The 24,115-nt window shown below is 61.4% G+C and carries 21 protein-coding genes; 15 read left to right on the plus strand and 6 right to left on the minus strand.

The genetic code is table 11. From position 1 onward, the window contains the following. Positions 1–43: 43 nt before the first annotated feature. The gene (locus NMB38_RS12190; protein ID WP_049695865.1) at positions 44–1,450 is read right to left on the minus strand and encodes a purine-cytosine permease family protein; all 1,407 of its coding nucleotides are present in this window, start codon (positions 1,448–1,450) and stop codon (positions 44–46) included. 316 nt (positions 1,451–1,766) lie between these two features. Between NMB38_RS12190 and NMB38_RS12195 the strand changes: the two genes are divergently transcribed. The 10 genes from NMB38_RS12195 to NMB38_RS12240 all read left to right on the plus strand — a co-directional run bounded on the left by NMB38_RS12195 (position 1,767) and on the right by NMB38_RS12240 (position 10,889). Next, positions 1,767–2,252 carry a flavin reductase family protein gene (locus NMB38_RS12195; RefSeq protein ID WP_023535123.1) on the plus strand — a complete coding sequence of 162 codons (486 nt, stop codon included), beginning with the start codon at positions 1,767–1,769 and terminating at the stop codon, positions 2,250–2,252. Positions 2,253–2,351: 99 nt separating this feature from the next. After that, positions 2,352–3,392 carry an LLM class flavin-dependent oxidoreductase gene (locus NMB38_RS12200; RefSeq protein WP_049695864.1) on the plus strand — a complete coding sequence of 347 codons (1,041 nt, stop codon included), beginning with the start codon at positions 2,352–2,354 and terminating at the stop codon, positions 3,390–3,392. Positions 3,393–3,639: 247 nt separating this feature from the next. Further along, positions 3,640–4,236 (plus strand): amino acid synthesis family protein, encoded by a 597-nt coding sequence (locus tag NMB38_RS12205; RefSeq protein WP_028686370.1) that lies wholly within the window; start codon positions 3,640–3,642, stop codon positions 4,234–4,236. Between the two features lie 67 nt (positions 4,237–4,303). After that, positions 4,304–5,137, plus strand: a complete 834-nt coding sequence (locus NMB38_RS12210) for an alpha/beta fold hydrolase (protein ID WP_027914827.1) — start codon at positions 4,304–4,306, stop codon at positions 5,135–5,137. Further along, on the plus strand, positions 5,134–6,615 hold the full coding sequence (locus NMB38_RS12215) for an aldehyde dehydrogenase (protein ID WP_028686371.1): 1,482 nt from the start codon (positions 5,134–5,136) through the stop codon (positions 6,613–6,615). The genes NMB38_RS12210 and NMB38_RS12215 overlap by 4 nt, the downstream gene beginning before the upstream one ends. Positions 6,616–6,627: 12 nt before the next feature. Continuing rightward, positions 6,628–7,113 (plus strand): flavin reductase family protein, encoded by a 486-nt coding sequence (locus NMB38_RS12220; protein ID WP_027914825.1) that lies wholly within the window; start codon positions 6,628–6,630, stop codon positions 7,111–7,113. Between the two features lie 75 nt (positions 7,114–7,188). Beyond that, a complete protein-coding gene (locus tag NMB38_RS12225) occupies positions 7,189–7,578 on the plus strand; it encodes a carboxymuconolactone decarboxylase family protein (protein ID WP_028686372.1) in 390 nt (129 codons plus the stop codon). A gap of 91 nt (positions 7,579–7,669) precedes the next feature. Further along, entirely contained in the window at positions 7,670–8,422 is a 753-nt protein-coding gene (locus NMB38_RS12230) for a GntR family transcriptional regulator (RefSeq protein WP_023535134.1), read from the plus strand. 2 nt (positions 8,423–8,424) lie between these two features. After that, positions 8,425–8,988 (plus strand): NUDIX hydrolase, encoded by a 564-nt coding sequence (locus tag NMB38_RS12235; RefSeq protein ID WP_028686373.1) that lies wholly within the window; start codon positions 8,425–8,427, stop codon positions 8,986–8,988. 83 nt (positions 8,989–9,071) lie between these two features. Continuing rightward, positions 9,072–10,889 (plus strand): ATP-binding protein, encoded by a 1,818-nt coding sequence (locus NMB38_RS12240; protein WP_027914823.1) that lies wholly within the window; start codon positions 9,072–9,074, stop codon positions 10,887–10,889. 10 nt (positions 10,890–10,899) lie between these two features. On the opposite strand, the gene NMB38_RS12245 is transcribed toward NMB38_RS12240, so the two are convergent. Together NMB38_RS12245 and NMB38_RS12250 are read right to left on the minus strand one after the other, a co-directional pair. Further along, the gene (locus tag NMB38_RS12245; protein WP_490806066.1) at positions 10,900–13,083 is read right to left on the minus strand and encodes a response regulator; all 2,184 of its coding nucleotides are present in this window, start codon (positions 13,081–13,083) and stop codon (positions 10,900–10,902) included. A 136-nt stretch (positions 13,084–13,219) separates the two neighbouring features. Continuing rightward, positions 13,220–13,924, minus strand: a complete 705-nt coding sequence (locus NMB38_RS12250; RefSeq protein WP_027914821.1) for an NUDIX hydrolase — start codon at positions 13,922–13,924, stop codon at positions 13,220–13,222. A gap of 138 nt (positions 13,925–14,062) precedes the next feature. On the opposite strand from NMB38_RS12250, the gene NMB38_RS12255 reads away from it, so the two are divergent. The 3 genes from NMB38_RS12255 (at position 14,063) to trbK (ending at position 16,254) form a co-directional block, all read left to right on the plus strand. Then, positions 14,063–14,713: an isochorismatase family protein gene (locus tag NMB38_RS12255; protein ID WP_027914820.1), complete on the plus strand. Its 651-nt coding sequence runs from the start codon at positions 14,063–14,065 to the stop codon at positions 14,711–14,713. Next, positions 14,710–15,912, plus strand: a complete 1,203-nt coding sequence (gene pncB, locus NMB38_RS12260) for a nicotinate phosphoribosyltransferase (RefSeq protein WP_028686376.1) — start codon at positions 14,710–14,712, stop codon at positions 15,910–15,912. The genes NMB38_RS12255 and pncB overlap by 4 nt, the downstream gene beginning before the upstream one ends. A gap of 96 nt (positions 15,913–16,008) precedes the next feature. Further along, entirely contained in the window at positions 16,009–16,254 is a 246-nt protein-coding gene (gene trbK, locus NMB38_RS12265) for an entry exclusion lipoprotein TrbK (protein ID WP_023535077.1), read from the plus strand. Between the two features lie 152 nt (positions 16,255–16,406). Here the strand turns inward: trbK and NMB38_RS12270 are convergent, their stop codons facing one another. Then, positions 16,407–17,297, minus strand: a complete 891-nt coding sequence (locus tag NMB38_RS12270) for a LysR family transcriptional regulator (protein WP_494354793.1) — start codon at positions 17,295–17,297, stop codon at positions 16,407–16,409. A gap of 110 nt (positions 17,298–17,407) precedes the next feature. Here NMB38_RS12270 and NMB38_RS12275 point away from each other — a divergent pair, with 110 nt between their 5' ends. Next, positions 17,408–18,469 carry a YeiH family protein gene (locus NMB38_RS12275; protein WP_490806067.1) on the plus strand — a complete coding sequence of 354 codons (1,062 nt, stop codon included), beginning with the start codon at positions 17,408–17,410 and terminating at the stop codon, positions 18,467–18,469. Between the two features lie 132 nt (positions 18,470–18,601). Then, complete coding sequence (gene ppnN / locus NMB38_RS12280) at positions 18,602–19,975, plus strand: nucleotide 5'-monophosphate nucleosidase PpnN (protein ID WP_023535126.1); 1,374 nt, start codon at positions 18,602–18,604, stop codon at positions 19,973–19,975. 151 nt (positions 19,976–20,126) lie between these two features. Here ppnN and NMB38_RS12285 read toward each other — a convergent pair whose 3' ends face one another. Continuing rightward, positions 20,127–21,275, minus strand: coding sequence for a GGDEF domain-containing protein (locus tag NMB38_RS12285; protein ID WP_225806644.1), 1,149 nt, complete (start codon positions 21,273–21,275; stop codon positions 20,127–20,129). 195 nt (positions 21,276–21,470) lie between these two features. Then, a complete protein-coding gene (locus tag NMB38_RS12290; RefSeq protein WP_490806068.1) occupies positions 21,471–24,017 on the minus strand; it encodes a bifunctional diguanylate cyclase/phosphodiesterase in 2,547 nt (848 codons plus the stop codon). Between the last annotated feature and the right edge of the window lie 98 nt (positions 24,018–24,115).

A 24,115-nucleotide genomic window follows, 5' to 3' on the forward strand; every position in this document is an offset into this window, starting at 1 on the left:
AGAAAGGGGCCGTCCAGCGGCCCCTCCACGTGGAGCCCTAGGCTCACTTGCTGACGCTGACCACGCGCCCCACGTTCTGCGCTACCTTGCCACGGGTCGCCAGGCAGTAGTACAGCGGCACCGTCACGAGCAAACCGAACAGCCACGACAGGTCGGCCCCTTCGACGATGTTCGAGTAGGGGCCGACATACAGTGCAGTGTTGGCGAATGGCAACTGCACCAGAATGCCGCAGGCGTAGGCAATGATCGCGTGGTGGTTGAAGCGGCCATAGATGCCACCGTCGGCGCTGAAGATCGAGGCGATGTCGTACTGGCCTTTCTTGATCAGGTAGAAGTCGACCAGGTTGATCGATGCCCAGGGCACCAGCACCAGCAGAAGCGCCAGGATCAGACCGATGAACTGGCCGATGAAGTCGGCCGATGCATTGAGCGCGACCAGTGCGCAGGCCACCAGGATGACGCTGGCCAGGGCCACACGCACCTTGATGCTCGGCGTCCACTGGGCGAAGAACGTCTGAATTGCCGTCACGATCGAAAGCACGGCGCCGTACAGGTTCAGGGCGTTATGGCTGATGATGTTGAGCAGAAACAGCACCATCAGGATCGGCCCGAGCCAGCCGGTCGCCTGCTTGACGGCATCCATTGCATCGGTGCCTTCGGGCACGCATAGCACGGCGACTGCACCGAAGCTGAAGCACAGGATGGTGCCCAGGGTGGCGCCGAAGTAGGTCGCCCAGAATGGACGCGCGATGCCCACTTCACGCGGCAGATAGCGCGAATAGTCGGAGGTGTACGGCGAGAAGCTGATCTGCCAGATCGTGCCCAGCGACACGGTGGCGATGAACCCGGACAGGTTGAAGGCGCCACGGCTGAAGAAGTCGCCCGGCAGTACCTGCGTGAACATCATGATGAACCCAGCCAGCAACGCCGAGCCCATGACCCAGGTGCCGATACGGTTCAGGATGTGGATGAAGCGATAGCCAACGATGCCAATGGCGGTGGCACTCAAGGCGCCGATCACGATCGCGCCGGGCATAGGGACCATGGGTGCGATGCCGTGGATCGTCTTGCCTGCCAGTACGATGTTGGAGATGAAGAAGCCCACGTAGATCAGCGCGGTGAAGAAAACGATCAGCAGCGCGCCGTAGCGTCCGAACTGCCCCCGGCTCTGCACCATCTGCGGGATGCCCAACTGCGGCCCCTGTGCAGAGGCCAGGGCAATCACCACGCCTCCGAGCAAGTGCCCCAGGACGATAGCGATCAGTCCCCATAGCAGGTTCAGGTTGAACACCTGGATCACCATGGCGCCGGTGACGATGGGCAGTGGCGCAATGTTGGTGCTGAACCAGAGGGTAAACAGGTCGCGCGCCTTCCCATGGCGCTCGGCAGGTGGAACGTAATCGACCGTGTGATTCTCGACAAACTGATGTTGCGACGACGGTTGGGACATGATTTTTAGCTCGAAAGGTCGTTTTTATCGTTGTAAGGAAACCGCATCTAGGCGGCCTCTCAGCTGAAGACCATATTATGGTATTCCAAGGTTTTGACAATACTGATCCGTATTTCAAATTGTCAGCTGATACGATTTAGCGAGTACCGCAATTCGTTCGTTTACGCGTATACCCCTTGAACTGCGCGGCTTTGAACCATTCATCGCAGTGTTAGCCAAGCCGAAAAATGTGCTTGCAAAAAAGGTATTACGGTATACCATCAGACACATCAACGATAAAAACCGCGGCCCACCGCAGCTTTAAGAGGTACATCAGATGATCGACGCAACCGTCTACAAGAACGTCCTGGGTTCCTTCCCTTCTGGCGTTACCGTCATCACCACCCTGGACGACGACGGCTCGGTTGTTGGCTTGACCGCCAGCGCCTTCTCATCCCTGTCGATGGACCCTCCCCTGGTGCTGTTCTGCCCCAATTACACGTCCGACTCCTACCCGGTGCTGATCAAGCACAAGCGCTTTGCCATTCATTTGTTGTCCGGTAACCAGCAGGCCGAAGCCTATGCTTTCGCCAAGAAGGGCAAGGACAAGGCGGCCGGTATCGAGTGGTCGTTGAGCGCGCTGGGCAACCCCATCCTCGCCGGCGCTACCGCCGTGATCGAATGCGAGCTTTGGCGCGAGTACGAAGGGGGTGACCACGCGATCATGGTCGGCAAGGTCCACAACCTGATCGTGCCGGAGCAAGCGCCGCTGCCGATGGTGTACTGCCGCGGAAAAATGGCCAGCTTGCCCGCGCTCGCCTGATCTCTGCACCGCTGAACGCACTTGGCGGGAAGCAATGTTCTGCTCGCCGCGATACCCGGCTTTACGCCGGGTGACACAACCAGTCCGAGGAATGCCCCCATGAAATTTTCGTTGTTCGTGCACATGGAACGTTGGGATGAACAGGTCAGCCACCGCCAGTTGTTCGAAGACCTCACCGAACTGACCTTGATGGCCGAAGACGGCGGTTTCAGCACCGTGTGGATCGGCGAACACCACGCCATGGAATACACCATTTCGCCAAGCCCCATGCCATTGCTGGCTTATCTGGCGGCGCGTACCGAGAAGATCCGCCTGGGCGCCGGCACCATCATCGCCCCGTTCTGGAACCCGATCCGCGTCGCCGGCGAATGCGCTTTGCTCGATGTGATCAGCAACGGGCGCATGGAAGTGGGCCTGGCCCGGGGTGCCTATCAATTCGAATTCGATCGCATGGCCAATGGCATGCCAGCCACCGATGGCGGCAAGGCACTGCGCGAGATGGTCCCGGTGGTACGCAAACTGTGGGAGGGTGACTACGCCCATGAAGGCGAGGTGTACAAGTTCCCGACCTCCACCAGCGTACCCAAGCCGTTCAATGCTACGCCGCCCATGTGGATCGCGGCCCGCGACCCTGACTCGCATAACTTCGCCGTGGCCAATGGCTGCAACGTGATGGTCACGCCGCTGATGAAGGGCGACGAGGAAGTGCTGGACCTTCGCAACAAGTTCCAGGCCGCCCTGGACAATAACCCCGACGTGCCTCGCCCACAATTGATGGTGCTGCGCCACACCCACGTGCACAGCCCGGCAGAGCCGGACGACTGGAAGGTAGGGGCCAGCGCGATCTCTCGTTTCTACCGCACCTTCGACGCCTGGTTCGGCAACAAGACCACGCCGGTCAATGGGTTCCTGGAGCCCAGCCCGGAAGCGAAGTTCGCCGAAGTCCCTGCCTTCGAACTTGAGAACATCCGCAAGAACACCATGATCGGCACACCGGAAGAAATCATCGCGCGCATCAAGTACTACCAGGAGCTGGGCGTCGACGAATTCAGCTTCTGGTGTGACAACAGCCTGCCCCACGCTGAGAAGAAAAAATCGCTGGAGCTGTTCATCAAGGAAGTGATCCCGGCGTTCACCTGAATCCCATTACCTGATTTCTTGCGGGACATGCCCGCTCGCGTGGGCCAATTGGCACCGCGCGAGCGGGTTTTTTTCAGCCCAACGTTAAGTGCTGCGCCGCTTGCTTGATACAGATGCGATGCAGACCTGCACATCAGCTCACCTTTCGTCCCGGCTGGATGAGAAAACACCACGCAGTGCTTGCAGAACAAATATTATGGTATACCATCAGACAACAAGATCTGATCACACCGTACAGGAGCCCCCCATGAGTTTTGAAATTCGCAAGATCGTCACCTACTCCGAAGAGACGCGTATCGAAGGTGGCAAGGCCACTGACAAGCCGGTCACCATGGTGGGCCTGGCGGTGGTCATCAAAAACCCTTGGGCTGGCCGTGGCTTCGTCGACGACCTTAAGCCCGAAATCCGCGAGCATTGCTCGGAATTGGGCGCGCTGATGGTCGAGCGTCTGACCGCCGCCATCGGTGGTGCCGACAAGATCGAGGCCTACGGCAAGGCTGCAGTGGTGGGCGCCGACGGTGAAATCGAACACGCTTCGGCCGTCATCCATACCCTGCGCTTCGGCAATCACTATCGCGAAGCCGTGCAGGCCAAAAGCTACCTGAGCTTCACCAACAAGCGTGGTGGCCCTGGCACGTCGATCCAGATTCCGATGATGCAAAAAGACGACGAAGGCCTGCGCTCGCACTACATCACCCTGGAAATGCAGATCGAGGACGCACCTCGCGCCGATGAAATCGTGGTAGTTCTTGGCGCTGCCGATGGCGGCCGCCTGCACCCGCGCATTGGCAACCGCTACATCGACCTGGAAGAACTGGCGGCCGAAAAGGCCAACGCTCAATAACAACAATCAAGCCGGGCCTGGGCGTGGCGATTCTTCCACCACGCCCGACCTCAAAGGAGCGCCCTCCATGATTCAGCCCGTCGCTGAACATACCCCCGCCGGCACCAGTTACCTGTCCGTCGGTCAGGGTCAACCCGTGGTACTCATTCACGGCGTGGGCCTGAACAAGGAAATGTGGGGCGGTCAGATCGTTGGCCTGGCCAACGACTACCGCGTCATCGCCTATGACATGCTCGGCCACGGCCAGAGCGCCTTGCCCCCGGCCGACGTCGGCCTCGAAGGTTATGCCGCCCAGTTGGCCGAGGTGCTCGATCACCTGCAACTGAGCCAAGCCATCGTCATCGGTTTCTCCATGGGCGGCCTGGTCGCACGTGCCTTCGCCCTGCACTACCCCCAGCGCATCGCTGCCCTGGTGGTGCTCAACAGCGTTTTCAACCGCAGCCCCGAACAGAGCGCCGGGGTCATCGCCCGTGCCGCTCAGGCAGCAGAGCTGGGCCCGGACGCCAATGTCGAGGCGGCACTGGACCGCTGGTTCAGCCGCGAGTACAAGGCGGCCAACCCGGCCCAGGTCGCTGCCATCCGTCAGGTGCTGGCCAGCAACGACCCACAGGGTTATCACACCACCTATTCGCTGTTTGCCACCCAGGACATGTACCGCGCAGGTGATCTGGGCAGCATTCAGGTGCCGACGCTGATCGCCACAGGTGAGCTCGATACCGGCTCTACGCCGGCCATGGCCCGCCAGCTTGCCGCCCGTATCCCGGGTGCGCACAGTGTGGTGCTGACCGAGCAGCGGCATATGATGCCGGTGGAGGCGCCGCGCGAAGTGAACAAGATGCTGCTGGACTTTCTCGCCAAAGCCCGCAGCCTGACCGAATCAGCCAAGGGGATTGTGGCATGACCCTCGTTCGTTTTCAGATGTGCATCGACGGCCAGTGGTGCGATGCACAAAGCGCCAAGACTTTCGACAGCCTGAACCCGGCCACCGCACAGCCCTGGGCACAGCTGCCGGACGCAGGCGAAGCCGATGTGGAGCTGGCGGTACAAGCCGCCCAGCGGGCATTCGAAAGCCAGGCCTGGCGGGCCATCACTGCCACGGCCCGTGGCAAGCTACTGCGCCGTCTCGGTGACCTGATCGCCGAGAACAAGGAACACCTGGCCCAGCTGGAAAGCCGTGACAACGGTAAGCTGATCCGCGAGACCCGTGGGCAGGTAGGTTACTTGCCAGAGTTCTTCCATTACACCGCAGGCCTGGCCGACAAGCTCGAAGGCGGCACGCTGCCGTTGGACAAGCCGGACCTGTTCGCCTACACCGTGCACGAGCCTATCGGTGTGGTTGCCGGGATCATCCCGTGGAACAGCCCGCTGTACCTGACGGCGATCAAACTGGCGCCGGCACTGGCCGCGGGCAATACCATCGTACTCAAGCCCTCCGAGCATGCCTCGGCGACGATTCTGGAGCTGGCGCGCCTGGCGTTGGAAGCCGGGTTTCCGGCTGGCGTTGTCAACGTGGTCACCGGCTACGGCCCGAGCACCGGCGCGGCGCTTACCCGTCACCCGCTGGTGCGCAAGATCGCCTTCACAGGCGGTGCGGCCACCGCTCGCCACGTGGTGCGCAGCAGCGCCGAGAACTTCGCCAAGCTGTCGCTGGAGCTGGGCGGCAAGTCGCCGAACATCATTTTTGCAGACGCCGACTTGGACAGCGCCATCAATGGTGCCGTGGCGGGGATCTATGCCGCGTCTGGACAGAGCTGCGTGGCCGGCTCGCGCCTGCTGGTGCAGGACGAAATCTTCGATGAATTCGTCAAGCGTCTGATCGAGCGTGCCCAGCGCATTCGCATTGGCAATCCCCAGGACGATGCCAGCGAGATGGGCCCTATGGCCACCGCTCAGCAATTGGCCGTGGTCGAGCAGCTGGTCGCCGCGGCCAAGGCCGAAGGCGCCAAGCTGCACCTGGGCGGTAAACGGGCCGAGGTCGATGGCGGTGGCTGGTTCTACGAGCCGACGCTGTTCGAATGCGACAGCAATTCGATGAGCATCATGCAGGAAGAGGTGTTTGGCCCGGTGGCGGCTGTCATCCGTTTCAAGACCGAGCAAGAGGCGCTGGCGATTGCCAACGATTCACAGTTCGGCCTGGCCGCTGGTATCTGGACCCGCGACCTGGGACGTGCCCACCGCCTGGCGCGCGACGTGCGCTCGGGGATCATCTGGGTCAATACCTACCGCGCCGTGTCTGCCATGGCGCCCATCGGTGGGTTCAAGAACAGCGGCTACGGACGCGAAAGTGGCATCGACTCCGTGCTGGCCTACACCGAACTGAAAACCGTGTGGATCAACCTGTCCACCGCCCCCATGCCCGACCCCTTCGTGATGCGCTAGGAGGTAATACCGATGATCGAACCCGGCATCTACAAAGACGTGATGGGCTCCTTCCCCTCCGGAGTGACGGTCGTCACCACCCTGGACGCCGAGGGTGGCATTGTCGGCATCACCGCCAGTGCCTTCAGCGCACTGTCGATCGACCCGGCGCTGGTGCTGTTCTGCCCTAACTACGCCTCCGACACCTACCCGATCCTGCGCGACAGCAAGCAGTTCGCCATTCACCTGCTGTCGGCAGGCCAGACGGCTGAAGCTTATGCCTTCGCGGGTAAAGGCAAGGACAAGGCCAAGGGCGTACAGTGGCACCTGAGCGCCTTGGGCAACCCGCTGCTGGACAATGCCACGGCGATCATTGAGTGCGAGCTGTGGCGAGAGTACGACGGCGGCGACCATGCCATCATTGTCGGTGCCGTGAAAAACCTGGTACTGCCCGCCGAGCCGATGACGCCCATGGTGTACCACAAAGGCAAGCTGGGCGCCCTGCCCCCATTGGGCTAAGGCCCGCCTCTTCCAGGGGCCGCGCTGGCGTCTCACCCTCGTTTGCGCCCCCTGTTCTATTTCGGAGTAGCGTGCATGAACAATGAAAAGTACGAAAAAGGCCTGCAGATACGCACCCAGGTCCTAGGCGAAGACTATGTGAACCGGTCAATCCAGAATGCCGACGCATTCACCCAGCCGTTGCAGGAACTGGTGACCGAGTACTGCTGGGGCCATGTCTGGGGCCGCGAAGGCTTGTCGCTCAAGGAGCGCAGCATGATAAACTTGGCCATGATTTCGGCACTCAACCGGCCACACGAGCTCAAGCTGCACATCCGCGGCGCCTTGCGCAACGGCCTGAGCCGCGAGCAAATACGCGAGATTCTGCTCCAGGTCGGCATTTATTGCGGCGTCCCGGCGGCGGTGGACAGTTTCCGCCTGGCCCGGGAAGCGTTCGCCGAGGCCGACGCGGAGTCCACCCGTTAACACCGGGCTGTTCGTACCCACGCAAGGAGCACCCAGGGCCGTGGTGCCCCGTTTCGGTCGTGGCCGGGCAGCCTTATTCAGAGCGCACTCGATGAAACGCCAGCCACTGGACGACAGCTTCAAGGTCAATCGCAACCCCGTTACCCTGCGCGAAATCGTGCTCGACAAACTGCGCGGCGCGATCATGAACTTCCACCTGCTCCCAGGCGATCGCCTGGTCGAGCGCGACCTGTGCGACCGCCTCGGCGTCAGCCGCACGTCCGTGCGTGAAGCCCTGCGCCACCTGGAATCCGAGGGCCTGGTGGAGTTCGCCGATGCCAAGGGCCCGCGTGTTGCGATCATCACCCTTGAAGATGCGCGCGACATCTATGAGTTGCGGTGCGTACTCGAGGGCCTGATCGTGCAGCTGTTCACGCTCAATGCCAAGGCCAAGGACATCCGCGCGCTGGAACGAGCCCTGGCCGTCAACCGTGAGGCGTTGGAGGAAGGTGAGCTGCAGCAGGTGCTCGAGTCGGTGCAAGGATTCTATGACGTGCTGCTGGAAGGTTCAGGCAACCAGGTTGCGGCGCAGCAGCTTCGTCAGTTGCAGGCGCGCATCAGCTACCTGCGTGCCACATCGGTATCCCAGGCCAACCGCCGCGGAGCCAGCAACCTGGAAATGGAAAAGATGGTCGAGGCCATCAAGAGCGGCGACCCGCTGGTAGCCCACCAGGCCTCGGTGGATCACGTGCGTGCCGCGGCCAAGGTTGCCCTGGATTACCTGCGCCAGAAACAAGACGACAATGCCAAGGTTCGCGATATCGTCGCCCCCCTGGCCCTCAAGGAACCTCGCATAGGCCGCTGATCATGCCCAGTGCTCCCCGCTACTGCCCTCATTGCACCACGACGCTGGCCCAGGGCACGCCTGCGGGAGACACCCATGAGCGGCTGCACTGCGCCAGCTGCGGCTACATCCATTACATCAACCCCAAGATCATTGCCGGTTGTATCATCGAGCGCGACGGTAAATACCTGCTGTGCCAGCGCGCCATCCCCCCTCGCCCCGGCACCTGGACGCTGCCGGCAGGCTTCATGGAAGCGGGCGAAACCACCGAGCAGGCGGCGCTGCGCGAGGTGTGGGAAGAAAGCGGCGTACGGGCAGAAATCGTCTGCCCCTACTCCATTTTCAGCGTGCCGAAGATCAGCGAGGTCTACATCATCTTCCGCGCCTTCGTCACCGAGGAAACGGGCCAGTTTGGCCCGGAAACCCTGGCCTATCGGTTTTTCGAGCCAGAGCAGATCCCGTGGGATGACATCTATTACCCCGCTATCCGGCAGATTCTCGAGCGATACATTCTCGAGCGTCAGGCCGGTGTCTACGGGATCTACACGGGCAACGATGACGTCGGCAAGGTGCATTTCATTCGCTGACTGGCCAAGCGCCATAAAACGCTCGCCAATCTTGCCTCAAGGGTGCACCCTAGAGCCCCCTGTTTCAATGATCGGCAGAGCAGATGGCGAAGTGGCTAGCAGGCGGCGGCGCGATGGCCGACCGTATTCTTGGGCATGACTGGGCGTGCACCTCGTTAGGTCCGCTGGAAAACTGGCCCGATACCCTCAAGACCACCTTGGCGCTGTGCCTGGGCTCGCACTTTCCACAGGCTGTGCTGTGGGGGCCCGATCTGCTGACCTTTCACAACGATGCCTTTCTTCCGATTCTAGGGCGCAAGCCGGTGGCGCTGGGAGTGCCGTTTGCAGAGGTCTGGCAGGAGGCATGGGACGATATCCGCTGCATGGCCGACAGGGCCTTCAAGGGCGAAGCGGTCTACATCCAAGACTTCCCCCTGGTCATCGACCGTAATAGCGGACCGGAGCGTGCCTACTTCACGTTCTGCTACAGCCCTATCCGTGACTTGCAGGGCAATGTGCTTGGAATGCTCGATACCGTTACCGAAACCACGGCGACCGTGCTCGCCAACCAACGGTTGGCGTTTCTGGACGAGCTCGGTCGGGCAGTGGCCCAAGCGGTTGATCCTCAGGAGATCATGGCGACGACCACACGCCTGCTCGCCAATCACCTGGGGCTATCAGGTTGTACTTACGCGGTCATGCAATCCGACGATGATACCTTTACGGTCTGTGGCGAAGCGCTGACCGACGCAAGCCCCTCATTGATCGGAGAGCATCGCCTGCGAGATTTCGGCAAGCAGGCGAATGAACGACTGCGCAGCGGGCTGGCATTGACGCTCGATGATTGCAGGCAGGAACTTCCCGATTCTGAGGCGGCTGTGTTTGCAGCCCTCGGGATCGCCGCCACGTGCTGTGTGCCGCTGATAAAAGGCGGGCGGCTTACCGCCTTGATGGCGCTCAACAGCACGTCGGCGCACGCGTGGACCGAATATGAGCGGGCGTTGCTCGGTGATGTGACCGAACGCAGTTGGGCACATATCCAGCATGCCCAATCCACGGGCGAAACGCAGGCCGCCCTGCTGGCGCTCGAGGCGCTCAATACGAGCCTGGAGCAACACGTACGGACCCGCACTACGCAACTGCTGCACACCGAAGCGGAGCTGCGCCAGGCCCAGAAGCTTGAGGCCATCGGCCAGCTTACAGGTGGTGTGGCGCACGATTTCAACAACATATTGACCATCATTCATGCCTCGCTGCACTTCTTGCAGCGTCCAGGCTTGGACGACGACCGACGCATGCGCTATCTACGCACCATGGTCGAGACGGTCGAGCGCGGCTCCAAACTGACCGGCCAGCTGCTGGCATTTGCACGGCGCCAGGCCTTGAACCCGCAGGTGTTCGACGCAGCGGCGCGGCTGGCAGCCATGGCCGACCTGTTCGACACCGCAGCAGGCGCCAGCATTGACGTCGAGCTGGACTTGCCCGCTTCGCCGTGCCATGTGCGCGCCGACGTTAGCCAATTGGAAACGGCGGTCATCAACCTGATGCTCAACGCCCGCGATGCCATGGCTGCGGTGGGCGTCGTGCGCATACGTCTCGAAGCCCACCAGCACTTACCGGTAGGCCGCGATGAGGTCCCCGATCCGTGCGCGTATGCTGCCATTTCTGTAACCGACACGGGCGTTGGCATCAGTACGGAGCTCTTCGAGCGTATATTCGACCCCTTTTTCACCACCAAGCCTGCCGGGCAAGGCACTGGTCTGGGCTTGTCCCAGGTATTCGGTTTCGCTAAACAGTCCGGCGGGGATATCAAGGTCAGCAGTGTTCAGGGCCAGGGGACTACCTTCACCCTCTACCTGCCGCAACAGTCGCCCGCCGCCTTGCTGGAGCAAGAGCAGATGTGCAGCCTGCAAAAAGGCTGATGCTGGCGTGTCAGCGTCGACTGAGGGAAGCCCCCGCCAGCAGGCGCGCCACACTCTGAGCGAGTTCGGCGCGTCGATAAGGCTTGCGCAGTACTTCGAAACCGCTTAGCTGGCGCGGCGTCAGGTTCGCATAGCCCGTAATGATCAGCACCGGCAGCTCGCTGTGATGCTGGCGCATTTGCTGGGCAAAGCGTACGCCAGTCATCTCGGGCATGACATGGTCGGTCACCAATACATCAGGCAGCCACCCCTTTTCCACCAGGCGCAGGGCGGCCACTGCACTTGGCGCCTCGGTCACCTCGTAGCCCAGGTCGCGCAATTGCAAGGCCGTTGCGTGACGCACGATTTCTTCGTCGTCCACCAGCAGTATCCGGCTCGGACGCTCGGCCACAGGCCCGTCGCAGGGCTCGATGTCACGGTGGGTGGGCAATGCGTCGCTGGCCGGCAACCATAGCGTCGCCTGAGTCCCTTGGCCTGGTATGGAATGAATCTCGAACCCACCGCCGGATTGAACCGCCAATCCTTGGACCATTGGTAAGCCCAAGCCAGTCCCCTTGCCCACCTCCTTGGTAGAAAAGAAAGGTTCGATGCACCGCCTGAGTTGTTCATCGTCCATGCCGCAGCCGTTGTCCCTGACCTGAATCCATACCAAACGTTTGCCCGCAAGGTCCTCGGGCGGCGCCAGGCAGTGGGTGTCATCACCGGCGATGATTTGCAGCTGGCCGGCGCCGCCGATGGCGTCGCGGGCATTGACCGCCAGATTCAATAGGGCCAACTCCAGTTGGTGCGGGTCGACCACGACGCAGGGTAATGACGGATTGATATTCACGTGCACGGCAATGGTGGGCCCGAGCGAGCGCGCCATCAACTCGTGCATGTCCTCGACCAGGGCTGCCAAGGACACAGGTTGCGGTTTGAGTGTCTGGCGGCGTGCGAAGCTGAGCAGGCGAGCGACCAGGTTGCGCGCACGTTCAGCTGCCTGCAGGCCACCGTCGATCAGCCGGGGCGCGCGATCGGTCTGCGGATGGCGGCGCAACAGCTCGAACGACCCAATGATCGGCGTGAGCATGTTATTCAGGTCGTGGGCGATACCACCGGTCAATTGCCCGATCATTTCCATCTTGTGGGCTTCGTGCAGTTGCATCATCACCGACTCGCGCTGGGCCAGCGCCGTGGCAACTCGCTCCTCAAGGCTCTGGTTGAGCAGATGCAACGCCTGTTCGGCGCGGGCGTGCAGGATTGCAGCCCACACTTGCTTGGCGGTCTCTTCCACAAGCTGGCAGTCCTCCTCGAAGCACCCTCGCGCATCACTGAAATGAACGGCCAACACGGCCTCCAGTCGCCCCCCGCGCAGCACAGGGGCATGCAAGGTGGTGCTTATGCCCGCCAGACAAGGCTCGGGCTGTTCATAGCTATGTTGAACGGTCCTGCCGTCGCTCAATTGCTCATACAAGTCGGTACCGAACGTCAGGTACGAATGCGTGCCCACCAACGACGTCACGCCCTCGGTCCAGTCGTGACTGACCTTGAAGCCGACACCGTCGCCTTTGTCTTCACCGAAGCAGACCCTGGCCGCCCCCAACTCCTGCGCCAGGCGTTGAACCGCATAGGACTCGATGCGCGCAGCATCACCCAGCCCAGGCAATGTGCGGCTCAATTCCAGAAGAAACGCCTGGCGCTGGTGGAAGCGCACGCGGTCAGTGGTCTCTGTGACCAGGCACAAGACACCGCCAACGCTTGCATCAGCCTCGCGCACGGCAGAATACGACACATCGAAATACACCGTCTCACCGTGCCCACGGCGCTCGATATAAAAAGCGCGGTCCTTGGCCGAAAACGTCTGCCCGGTGTCACGCACACCGCGCAGCAACGGTTCGAGGTCATCCCACAGCTCGGCCCAATTCTCACGCGCCGGGCGCCCGAGGGCTTGCGGGTGCTTGTTGCCGATGGTGGGCGCATAGGCATCGTTGTACAGCGCGACATAGTCCGGGCCCCAGAACAGCACGACCTGGGTCTGCGCTGGCAGGAGCGTGGCCATCGCGGCCTGAAGGTGCGGGGACCAGCCATGTGGCGTCCCAAGTGGAGAATCCTGCCAGTTCATCGTTTGAAGCAGACGGCCGATCTCACCGCCATTGAGCAGGAAGCTCAGCGGTGTGGAGGTGTCATCGATCAGAGAGGTTTGGAGCGATCTCATGTCAGGGGAATCCGCGGCACAGGCCATCCATCTCTGGATAAGAGGCATTGACTCGCGGTTCGTTCCACTGAGATTGATCAGTCGTTCAATGTCGGCACTGGCCCTACCTCGCGCGGCCAGTCTGCCGGGTCGATGCTCAACTGCCCTCCGGCAGCAAGCTACGGTCGAACATGAACGGCCCCTGCCCTTGCGCGGTGTACTGGTACAGTTGCTGCGGGCGCCCCATGGGTGGTTGATTCTTTTCGCCTGTGTCCTTGACCCAGCCCAGCACGCGCAAGCGCTCCAGGCGCTTGCGCAGCGATGTCGCGTTCACAGGCTGGCCCAGGCAGGCTTGCATGGCCCCCAGCGCATCGAGGACGGTGAACCGGGTGTCGAGCAGGTACAACGGCAAACTGCTGTAGACGGACTTGGCCGCGAGCCGCTCATGGGCTCGGCGCGCCAGCAGGTTGTGATCGAATGGCAGCAGCACCCTGCGTTCCACCACGTCGGCGAGGTCGAAAAAGGCCAGCTGCTCATTCTCGACTTCCTGGCAGGCGGGCAACAGCGCCAGGTAACAGGTGCTCAACGACCAGCCCCGTGGATCGCGAAAGGCATTGCCTTCGGTAACGACTTGCTCCAGATAGTGCGGCTGGACGCGCGCTTTCTCGCTCAAGGCGCGGTGGGCAGCGCTCTCAAGGCTGGTATCAGGGGTGCGCCCATTGATGATCACACCGGGTAGTGCCCATTGACCATGGTGCGGTTCTCGCTCACGGCGATGCAGAAGCACCTGCAGGTGCTCACTGCCAGGCGGCAGGCGCAGCGCGACGATGTCGACGCTTGCCAGGACTTCAGCTGTACTCACTCGTAACTCCTTGACTGAAGCTTTTTATAGTTCACTAGAGCGAATAAGTAAATCGGCATCATGCACCCTATTGACGGACACTTGACATACATAGTTCACCAGATGGATTATGTAGCCATTCCAGCGAGGAGAGCCACCATGAAAATCGCCAGCTTCGATGTCGACGCACAACTAGGCTTCACGTGCCATGCGCCTCAGGAACTCCCAGTCCCCGACGGTCACGAAATCGCACCCGACCTCAACGCCATGGCACAGCGGGCCGACCTGCGGCTGGGCAGCAAGGACGCGCATCCCGCCAATGCCGCATGGGTGGTGGCCGACGCCACGCAGATGCTGCAGCCGCTGACACTTGCCAATGCGGACCTCACCTGGGTCAGCCACTGCATCCCTGGTACCCCCGGTTTCGAGCTGCTGCCGGGCCTCCCTGCCCCCATCGAGTACGACTACTTTGTGTGGAAAGGCGTGGAGCCCGACCTGCATCCCTATGGCGCCTGCTATCACGACCTGGCCGAACGCCGCTCCACGGGTGTTATCGAATACCTCAAGGTGCATCAGGTGGGTGCCGTGATCGTAGGCGGCCTGGCGCTCGACTACTGCGTGCGCACCACTGCCCGGCAACTGCGTCAGGCCGGGTTCGAGGTGCTGCTGTACCTACCGGCTTGCCGTGCCCTGACCCAGGCCGGCGCGATAGAGGCCTGCGGCGCCCTGGCTGGCGAAGGTGTGAAGCTGTGCGGCGACGAGTCGGCCCTCGACCATCAACTGGCCCTGATCAAGGAGCAAGCAGCATGAGTGACAGCGTATTTGGCCCACGGATCGTTCAGAACCTGCTGGACACCGACTTCTACAAGATCACCATGATGCAGGCGGTGCTGCACAACTATCCCAATGCGGAGGTGGAGTGGGAGTTTCGCTGCCGCAACGGTGAGAACCTGGCCCCGTATCTTGCAGAAATCCGCTACCAGGTCGAGCAACTCGCCGAAGTCACGGTCACCCAGGACCAGCTTGCTTACCTTGAGAAGATCGCCTTCATCAAGCCTGACTTCATCCGCTTCCTGAGCCTGTTCCGCTTCAACCTGCGCTACGTGCATGTTGGCCTCGACGACGCCGGCCAGTTGGCGATACGCGTGCGCGGCCCCTGGCTGCACGTCATTCTGTACGAAATCCCGTTGCTGGCGATCATCAGCGAGGTTCGCAACCGCTACCGCTACCGTGAAGTGGTGATCGAACAGGTACGCGAACAGTTGTACCGCAACCTCGACTGGCTCAGGGCCGAGGCCAGCAGTGAAGAATTGGCAGGCTTTCAGCTAGCGGATTTCGGCACTCGCCGACGCTTCTCCTACCGGGTGCAGGAAGAGGTGGTGCACATCCTCAAGCGCGACTTCCCAGGCCGCTTCGTCGGCACCAGCAACGTGCACCTGGCGCGGGAGTACGAGCTGCGGCCGATTGGTACCATGGCGCACGAGTGGTTCATGGCCCACCAGCAGCTGGGCCCTCGCCTCGTGGACAGCCAGGCGGCAGCCCTGGAGTGCTGGGTGCGCGAGTACCGCGGCCTGCTGGGTATCGCCCTTACCGACTGCATCACCATGGATGCCTTCCTTGGCGACTTCGACCTCTATTTCGCCAAGCTCTTCGATGGCCTGCGCCATGACTCGGGCGACCCGCTTGCCTGGGCGGAGAAAGCCATCGCGCACTACCACCGGCTGGGCATCGACCCTAAGACCAAGACCCTGATCTTCTCCGACGGCCTGGACATGCCGAAAGCGCTTGAGCTTTACCGCGCATTGCATGAGCGCATCAACGTGAGCTTTGGCATCGGGACGCGACTGACCTGCGACATCCCAGGGGTCGAGCCGATGAACATGGTGATCAAGATGACAGCCTGCAACGGTGCGCCGGTAGCCAAGATTTCGGACAGCCCTGGGAAAACACAGTGCCGGGATGAAAATTTCGTGGCCTATTTGAAGCATGTGTTCAACGTAGGCGCGTGACTTTCTGCAGGTGGCATTGCAAGGCCTGGGTCCGTATCATGCCTTCCGGTTCAACACTCAACTCCACTTTCAGCGCACCAGGAGAACGATCGCGATATGGACATCAAATTGGCAAAGCTGGTCACGGCAATGGGCTTGGCAGCCTTGCTCGCAGGCTGCAGCGAGGAAACGGTGCCCGAGCCTACCGCTGACAACTGTACCCCGCAGATGCAGGAGAAAATTCTGGCGGATTTGTCCAAAGAGGCCAATCGCAATACCTTTACCGCCAACTGCAACAGCTTCCTCCAAGCGCGCAAGCACACCGACTGGACCTTCAAGAAGAGCCCGAAAGACGATTTCTGATGAAGTACTGGCGGCCCTGGCAGCACACGTGCGGCGTGGCCGCCGGGCCGCTGGCCCTGATCACCGGCGAGTTATTGCCTGGCTTCGCTCTACGCCAGCGAGCACGGTCAGCCTCAGTTCAACGGCCAGTATCGTCGTAACTCGCCGCGTCGCTAGGCCGAAGCGCCGAGGAAAGCCACACACAGATCGTGAAAGCGGGCAGCCGCTCGAGAGGGTGAGCCTGTGTGGGGCAGCACTATCGAGAACCGACGAGTCAGTGAACGCGGCCCCACCCGGACCTTGCGCAAGACCGTATTTTCATGACGAATCGACAGGGCGGACACGAAGCCTACGCCCATACCTGCGCGCACTGCTTCCTTCACCCCCTCTACGCCAGCAATCTCCAGGCCGATCTTCATCGGCAGTTGATTGTTGGCAAATGCTTGCTCGACGACCTGGCGCACGCCCGAACCCTGCTCACGGAGCACTAATGGGAAGCCTGCCACGTCCTTCAAGGAGCGAGGTTCGGCGCCAGCCAAGGGGTGTGCGACCGGGACGATGGCGACGATTTCGTCCTCAAGCCACTCCGTCACGCCAGTGCCCACGGGCAGGTCTCGCCCCGGTGGCCCTTCTATCAACGCCAAATCCACGCTACCCAGAGCACCGACGATTTCGGCGGTGTTGCCCTGTACGGTGGTAATCGCTACCTGCGGGTAGAGTGTCTTGAACTGGGCGATCAGGTACGGGAGCAGGTAGCTTGCAGGCGTAGTGCTGGCACCGATCCGCAATGTGCCTCGTTGAAGGCCGCGCATTGCTTCGCGAAGTAACCGGGCCTGATCGAATGTATCGCGCAGCCGAGTCGCATGCGCCAGGAGCTGTTCGCCTGCTGCCGTGAGGCGCACCCCGCGCCCGGCCCGATGATAAAGAGGCTCACCGAACGCTTCCTGCAGTAGCTTGAGTTGACCAGACACCGCCGGCTGCGACAGATGCAGGGCCACTGCTGCATGGCTGATGTTGCCATGTTCGGCGACGACGGCGAAGGTTATAAGCTGTTCAGGGGTCATTCCGCAAAACTATCAGCTAAATGGATACTCTGCATTCCAGATTACGATTTTTCATAAGCTTATAACCAAATTATTGTGGTGCTCATTGATTCCGCTCGCTGGAGAATCCCATGACACCCGCCCCTAGTACGCCCCCTGACGCACCTGTCGCGCACCGCTGCGCAGTGCTCAAGGGCGTGATTTTCGTTACGGTTCTCGCCCTTGGCGTCAGCCAGGTGGCTGCCCTGCCCCTTTTTGTCCAACTTGGCCTCAGCCCGTTGATCCTTGGCATTATTGCCGGGGCGTTCTGCGGCAATGTGCTGGAAGATCGCCTGCCGGCCGGCTATGGCCCGGGCATACACCTCTGCGCCCGGGCCCTGCTCCGTGTAGCCGTGGCCTTGTTCGGCCTGCGGATCAGCCTGCAGGAAATTGCACACGTTGGCTGGCCTGGCTTGGTGATCTCGCTGCTGGTGATCAGCAGCACATTGGCGATAGGCGTGTGGTGCGGCATGAAACTGCTCGGGCTTGACCGGGAGACGGCCCTGCTTACGGCTGCAGGCAGCGCCATCTGCGGGGCTGCGGCCGTTTTGGCTTTTGAATCGACGCTGCGCAGCGCGCCGCATAAAAGTGCGGTGGCCGTGGGCAGCGTGGTGCTGTTCGGCACGGCGTCGATGTTTTTCTATCCCTTTTTGATTCAGGCCGGCTGGCTGCACCTGGATGCCCAGACCGCTGGGCTTTGGCTGGGTGGCACGCTCCATGAAGTGGCTCAAGTAGTAGGCGCCGCCAGTACCCTTGGCCCTGACGCCAGCCATGTAGCAACCATCGTGAAAATGACGCGCGTGATGCTGCTGGTGCCCGTCCTGTTACTGGTTGGCTTGTGGATCAGCCGTACCCCACGGGCTGGCGTGGTGCCCGGCAAGGGTCGGCTCTCGGTGCCTTGGTTTGCTTTTGGGTTTCTGGCACTGGTGGCGATCAATTCCCTTCAGATTCTACCTTCCAACCTGCGCGAGGCCGTCAACGGCCTGGACACCTTCGCATTGACCATGGCCATGACGGCACTGGGCATGGAAACTCGGTTCGAGCAGATACGCCATGCTGGGCCTCGCGTGCTGGCGACTGGGGCGATTCTGAACATGTGGTTATTTGGGGGTGGCTTGGCCATTACCCTCGCCGTGCAACGGCTGGTGGGCTGATTGTTTGCCAATGCGCGCAGCTGGAGCGGCCATGAAGTACCGGGCTTTTTTTGCAGGCCTCTCGTTGCCGCTTCCATTTCTCGGTATGGTGTGGTGAAAGAAGGATGTTTTACCCGCACAGGAAAGACTTAGATGCCCCAACGCCATGTCATCAATGCATCCGTCAGCCCCAAGGGCAGCCTAGAAACGCTGTCCCAACGTGAAGTACAGCAACTGAGCGAAGCCGGCTCCGGCAGTCTCTACACCCTATTCCGCCAGTGCGCCCTGGCCATCCTCAACACCGGCGCCCATGTCGACAATGCCAAGACCATCCTCGAGGCCTATCAGGATTTCGAAGTACGCATCCATCAGCAGGACCGAGGCGTTCGCCTTGAACTGCTCAATGCCCCAGCGGACGCCTTCGTCGATGGCGAAATGATCGCCAGCACCCGGGAGATGCTGTTCAGCGCCTTGCGCGATATCGTGTATACCGAAAGCGAGCTGGCCAGCCAGCGCATCGACCTGGAAAGCTCTCAAGGCATCACCGACTACGTGTTCCACTTGCTGCGCAACGCCCGCACCTTGCGCCCTGGCGTCGAGCCGAAGATGGTGGTGTGCTGGGGCGGTCACTCGATCAGCACCGAGGAATACCAGTACACCAAGAAGGTGGGCCATGAACTGGGCCTGCGTAAACTGGACGTGTGCACCGGTTGCGGCCCGGGCGTCATGAAAGGCCCGATGAAAGGTGCCACCATTGCCCATGCCAAACAGCGCATGCAAGGCAGCCGCTACCTGGGCCTGACGGAGCCAGGCATCATCGCTGCCGAGGCGCCCAACCCGATCGTCAACGAACTGGTGATCCTCCCAGACATCGAGAAGCGCCTGGAGGCGTTCGTGCGGGTCGGCCACGGCATCATCATCTTCCCGGGTGGTGCAGGCACGGCAGAAGAGTTTCTGTACCTGCTGGGGATCCTGATGCATCCGGATAACCAGGATGTGCCCTTCCCGGTCGTGCTGACGGGCCCGCGCAGTGCAGAGCCCTACTTGCAGCAGTTGCATGCATTCGTCGGCGCGACGCTCGGCGAGGCAGCGCATCGGTTGTACGAGATCATCATTGACGACCCGGCTGAAGTGGCGCGCCACATGGTCGAGGGGCTCAAACAGGTCAAGCAGTTCCGTCGCGAGCGCAACGATGCGTTTCATTTCAACTGGTTGCTGCGGATCGAAGAGAGCTTCCAGCGCCCCTTCGACCCCACCCACCAGGCCATGGCTGACCTGGATTTGCGTCGCGAGTTGCCACCCCATGAGCTGGCAGCCAATTTGCGCCGGGCGTTTTCCGGCATTGTGGCGGGTAACGTGAAGGACAAGGGCATCCGCCTGATCGAAGAGCACGGGCCCTATCAGATTCGCGGTGACAGTGCTGTGTTGGATCCGCTGGGGCGTTTGTTGCAAGCCTTCGTTGACCAGCATCGGATGAAGTTGCCGGGCGGGGCGGCTTATGTGCCTTGCTATCAGGTGGTGACGTGACCCACGGTTCGCAGCGAGGCACCTAGCGACCTCCGTTGAGCGGCCTTGCCGGGGCCGCTCTGCGGCCCATCACGCGGGCAGCGAGACCTACAGGGCTGTACCGGTACGCCCACGGCGCACTAAGTTCAGGCCGGCAACGCTAATACGTCACTCAAGAAAACCCACCACTGGCGACCTGCCGTTCTACGAATCGAATGCTATTCCGCCCTGCGCGCTTGGACGCGTACAGCGCCGCATCCCCTTGCTCGATCAACGCCGCCAGACTCGCTGGCGCCTGGTCAAACACATTCACCCCAATGCTCAACGTCACCGCTGCAGGTGTCGGTACCGCCCCGCCGGCGTAGGCCTGAAACTGCTCTCGCAAACCCTTGGCCAACCCCAGGACGCCTTCACGGCTCGCCCCACTGAGCAAAATCACGAACTCATCCCCGCCTAACCGCGCGGCCAAAGAGCGCTCTGGTAACACCGTACGAATCATTTCACTCAACGCCACCAGCAACCTGTCCCCTGCCGCATGCCCATGCAGGTCATTGACCAGCTTGAAGTTGTCGATATCGATCAACAACAACGCCGCAGGCCGTACATTACTGACCTCCTTGAAGAAAGGCCCCGCACGCACTTCCAGGGCACGCCGGTTGTACAGCGCAGTCAGCGGATCCCGTGCTGCCAGCCGAGCGATACGTTCTTCGCGACGGTAACGAACCGTGCCTGTCATCGACAAGGCGATCATCATGATCGCCATGGCGCCTTCCACCAGGGAGACCTGGATGATCAACCCTCCGAAACTGGCCAGGTCAATCAACGTGCCCGGCGCAATCGCAATGATCGCCTTGATCACGTAGAACAACCCATGCACCAGAAGCACATACCGCAACTGGACTGCACCTACGCTCAGCGATTGCCCATGGGGCTGGAGCAGGCTACTGGCCTTGAGGGTCAGGGCGGCAACCAGAAGCGAGTTGGCCATCAGCATGACTTTCGACCACTCCGGGCCTGCAGGCAGCAATAACAGGGCGAACCAGATCAGCACGATCACCAGCCAGGCGCGCGAAATTCGGTCTTGGGTGAAGCGCAGCACGCCTAGCAGGAAAAGCCCATGGGCCACGACCAGCAGGCCATTCGCAAACCAGATGCCGATGAATAAAAGGCCAACGCCTCGCAGCAGCGCCAGCGTGCAACCGACGGTGATGGTCGCAAAACCGGCGCTCCAGTAAAGCAGCGACGACTCGCGGACACTGCGCCACTCTATCGCCAGGTAAAGCGCAGCCGCTGCCGCCAGGGCTATGGAAATGGTGAGCATGGTAGGTGGGTCTAGCGCCATGGCGGGTGTAGCCTATCGAAGTGGTTCGTAAAGGCGGCGATTGTATGCGCTCGCGCAGGATTTTCAGAGCAGTTGACGACCGCGTGCGCCAGACTTTCCTGCTGCTGTGACCGGGTGTGCATGAAACCGGAATCTTGCCGGTCCGGCGCCCCGGCAAGGCCCCTCCAGGCCTGTTCAATCCGAGGTATATGACGGAGTGGCCGCCGAGGTCATCAACTTGATCAGCGCCTGATTGTTCACCGGCCGGCTCAAAAAGTATCCCTGGACCTCATGGCACTGGTCATCACCGAGCAAGGCGAGCTGCTCAGCTGTTTCCACCCCCTCGGCCGTGACCGTCATGCCCATTGCGTTCCCCAGGCTGATGATCGCCTGCACCACGCTGCGGTCACTGCTGCTCTTGCCCAGCGACTGAACGAACCGACGATCGATCTTGATGCTGTCGAACGGGTAGGTACGCAGGTAGCCCAGTGATGAATAGCCTGTCCCGAAGTCGTCCATGTTCAAGCGCACGCCAAGTTCCTTCAACGCGTTCATCGTCTGCAGCGCGCCTTCGACATCGTTGAGCATCACGTTCTCGGTGATCTCCAACTCCAGCCGGTGTGCAGGTAGCCCGGTGGTGCGCAGAGCCTCGGCCACATCGCGCACCACGTCGCTACGGCTGAACTGGGCAGGCGACATGTTCACGGACACGATCACTTCGAGCGGCCAAGCGCCCGCCTCACTGCACGCTTGTTGCAGCACCCAATTGCCCAGCAACACGATCACATCGCTTTGTTCGGCCAAGCCGACAAAATCATCCGGCATCAACAACCCAAGGCGGGGGTGCTCCCAGCGCACCAGCGCTTCGGCGGAGGCGATCGTTACGCCATCCACCTTGAACCGCGGTTGGAAATGCAAACGTAATTCCCCACGGGGGATGCCCTCGCGCAGCTCCTGTTCGAGTACACGCTTCTCAAGCAGCGCAGCGCTCATCTGCGTGGAGAAATACCGCCATGTGTTCTTGCCCGATTGCTTGGCCCCGTACAGCGCCACGTCGGCATAACGGATCAGGTCGCTGGGGCCACCCGGGTAATCGTCGGACATGACCACACCCAGGCTGGCGCCTACCTGGACCTTATGGTGCTCCACCGCCATTGGCTGCTTGAGGGTGTCGATGAGCCGGGCGCAGAACCGGTCGAGTTCATCACGCGCGCCCGGTGCGATCAGGACAATCACGAACTCATCGCCACCCAGGCGCGCGACCAGATCGCTGGAACGGGTCATTTGACCGAGCCGCATCGCCACCTCCATCAACACCGCATCACCGGCCGGGTGGCCGAGGCTGTCATTGATCGGCTTGAAGTTGTCCAGGTCGAGCATCAGCACGGCCCGCGACACCTTGGCGCTGTCCTCGAGGAAGCGGAACAGCTTGTTGCGGTTGGGCAGCCCGGTCAGGGCATCATGTTGGGACAAGTGCTGAATTCGGGCATGGGCTGCCACCTCATCGGTGATGTCGGTACAGGTTCCGCGGAATCCCTTGCAGATGTTGTGCTCGATGATGGCTCTGGCCGCAATTCGGCATTCGCGTCGCTGCCCGGCCTTGTCCAGGTACTGGCAGCGCAGCGTGCCGGTAGACTCGCTGGCGCCCAGGCCGTGCAGCCAGGTTTCGACATGACCGGTTTCACAATCGAACAAGGCGCAGATCGGCTGATTCAGCCAGTTCTGGGCGTCGTGCCCGGTCAACTCGGCAAAGCGTGGTGAAAGATAGATCAGCTGCTGCTGCGCATCGGTCTCCCAGATCCAGTCGGAGGCCGCCTCGGCCACGGCTTTGAAGCGCGTTTCGCTGGCCTCCAGTGCCCGCTTGGAAATAGCCAGCTGATGGTAGCTGCGGTCAATGTCGGCGCTGGTGCGCATGGCATAGCGTGCGAGCAGTACCATCAGCGCCAGGATGATGAGCAGCGCCACAGCCAGCGGTGCGAACACCGCTTGCAGCAAATCGCTACCGGGCTGGTCCATGCGCCAGGTCAAACGATAGGGAACCTCCTGAAGTGGCAAATGCCCCATGTCTTGCGCAGCATAGTCGCTCGCGGTGATAACCAGGTCCGTGAGGCCGGCCGTCTTACCCATCTGACTCAGCAAGTCGGCTTCGATCATCCGAATGAAGACCATCACCGAGTTATGCTCCGCCAGGCTGTCGGCGAGCGCAGGAGGACGTATCACGGCAGAGGTGAAGACCGCAGGCTGGCCAGCAAACATGACGTAGCCCGATGCCGGTTGTTGTTGCGCCATGGCCTGGCGGGCCTGTTGCAGGACGCGATGGCCTTCGGGGCTGAAGTGATCGAAACCCAGGTCGGTCAAACGCCCTTGCACGACCGCATAGAGCGTACCCTGATCGTCAAGGACGAACACGCCTGCATAGCCATCATCGCTGTAGAGCGTGGCACCCACGTTACCTTCCTCGAACGCCCATTGCCGGTCTGCTGGACGCGCCAGATGATCGTAGGCAGCCTGCCAGGAAGCATGGGTCCACAGGTAGCTGCGCTCGGTCTTGTGCAACTGTGCCAGGGCCGCGCCCGCATGAAATCGGCTTTGTTCCAGCTCCCGCTCATCGAGCGAAACGGCGATGCGGTACAGCGACACCAGCCCCAGCGTCATCGCCAACAAAAGCAGGCTCGAAAAGGCAAATACAAGATGGCGCATCACACGGCTGCGCGGCGAATCAGTGCCAAAAGCTGCTTCCATTCCTTGAGCGCCTATTGTCTGGGATGCACTGGGTGGACCAACAGCGTGCCTGGCCGATCAACGCAATCGACCATCGAGCAGGCCAACTACCCGTCCCT

The organism is Pseudomonas sp. FBCC-B35 (genome assembly GCF_059133755.1).

Coding starts and splice junctions, on each gene's coding strand:
- NMB38_RS12190 (WP_049695865.1), bottom strand. CDS start 1,450: ATGTCCCAACCGTCGTCGCAACATCAGTTTGTCGAGAATCACACGGTC.
- NMB38_RS12195 (WP_023535123.1), top strand. CDS start 1,767: ATGATCGACGCAACCGTCTACAAGAACGTCCTGGGTTCCTTCCCTTCT.
- NMB38_RS12200 (WP_049695864.1), top strand. CDS start 2,352: ATGAAATTTTCGTTGTTCGTGCACATGGAACGTTGGGATGAACAGGTC.
- NMB38_RS12205 (WP_028686370.1), top strand. CDS start 3,640: ATGAGTTTTGAAATTCGCAAGATCGTCACCTACTCCGAAGAGACGCGT.
- NMB38_RS12210 (WP_027914827.1), top strand. CDS start 4,304: ATGATTCAGCCCGTCGCTGAACATACCCCCGCCGGCACCAGTTACCTG.
- NMB38_RS12215 (WP_028686371.1), top strand. CDS start 5,134: ATGACCCTCGTTCGTTTTCAGATGTGCATCGACGGCCAGTGGTGCGAT.
- NMB38_RS12220 (WP_027914825.1), top strand. CDS start 6,628: ATGATCGAACCCGGCATCTACAAAGACGTGATGGGCTCCTTCCCCTCC.
- NMB38_RS12225 (WP_028686372.1), top strand. CDS start 7,189: ATGAACAATGAAAAGTACGAAAAAGGCCTGCAGATACGCACCCAGGTC.
- NMB38_RS12230 (WP_023535134.1), top strand. CDS start 7,670: ATGAAACGCCAGCCACTGGACGACAGCTTCAAGGTCAATCGCAACCCC.
- NMB38_RS12235 (WP_028686373.1), top strand. CDS start 8,425: ATGCCCAGTGCTCCCCGCTACTGCCCTCATTGCACCACGACGCTGGCC.
- NMB38_RS12240 (WP_027914823.1), top strand. CDS start 9,072: ATGGCGAAGTGGCTAGCAGGCGGCGGCGCGATGGCCGACCGTATTCTT.
- NMB38_RS12245 (WP_490806066.1), bottom strand. CDS start 13,083: ATGAGATCGCTCCAAACCTCTCTGATCGATGACACCTCCACACCGCTG.
- NMB38_RS12255 (WP_027914820.1), top strand. CDS start 14,063: ATGAAAATCGCCAGCTTCGATGTCGACGCACAACTAGGCTTCACGTGC.
- pncB (WP_028686376.1), top strand. CDS start 14,710: ATGAGTGACAGCGTATTTGGCCCACGGATCGTTCAGAACCTGCTGGAC.
- trbK (WP_023535077.1), top strand. CDS start 16,009: ATGGACATCAAATTGGCAAAGCTGGTCACGGCAATGGGCTTGGCAGCC.
- NMB38_RS12270 (WP_494354793.1), bottom strand. CDS start 17,297: ATGACCCCTGAACAGCTTATAACCTTCGCCGTCGTCGCCGAACATGGC.
- NMB38_RS12275 (WP_490806067.1), top strand. CDS start 17,408: ATGACACCCGCCCCTAGTACGCCCCCTGACGCACCTGTCGCGCACCGC.
- ppnN (WP_023535126.1), top strand. CDS start 18,602: ATGCCCCAACGCCATGTCATCAATGCATCCGTCAGCCCCAAGGGCAGC.
- NMB38_RS12285 (WP_225806644.1), bottom strand. CDS start 21,275: ATGCTCACCATTTCCATAGCCCTGGCGGCAGCGGCTGCGCTTTACCTG.
- NMB38_RS12290 (WP_490806068.1), bottom strand. CDS start 24,017: ATGGAAGCAGCTTTTGGCACTGATTCGCCGCGCAGCCGTGTGATGCGC.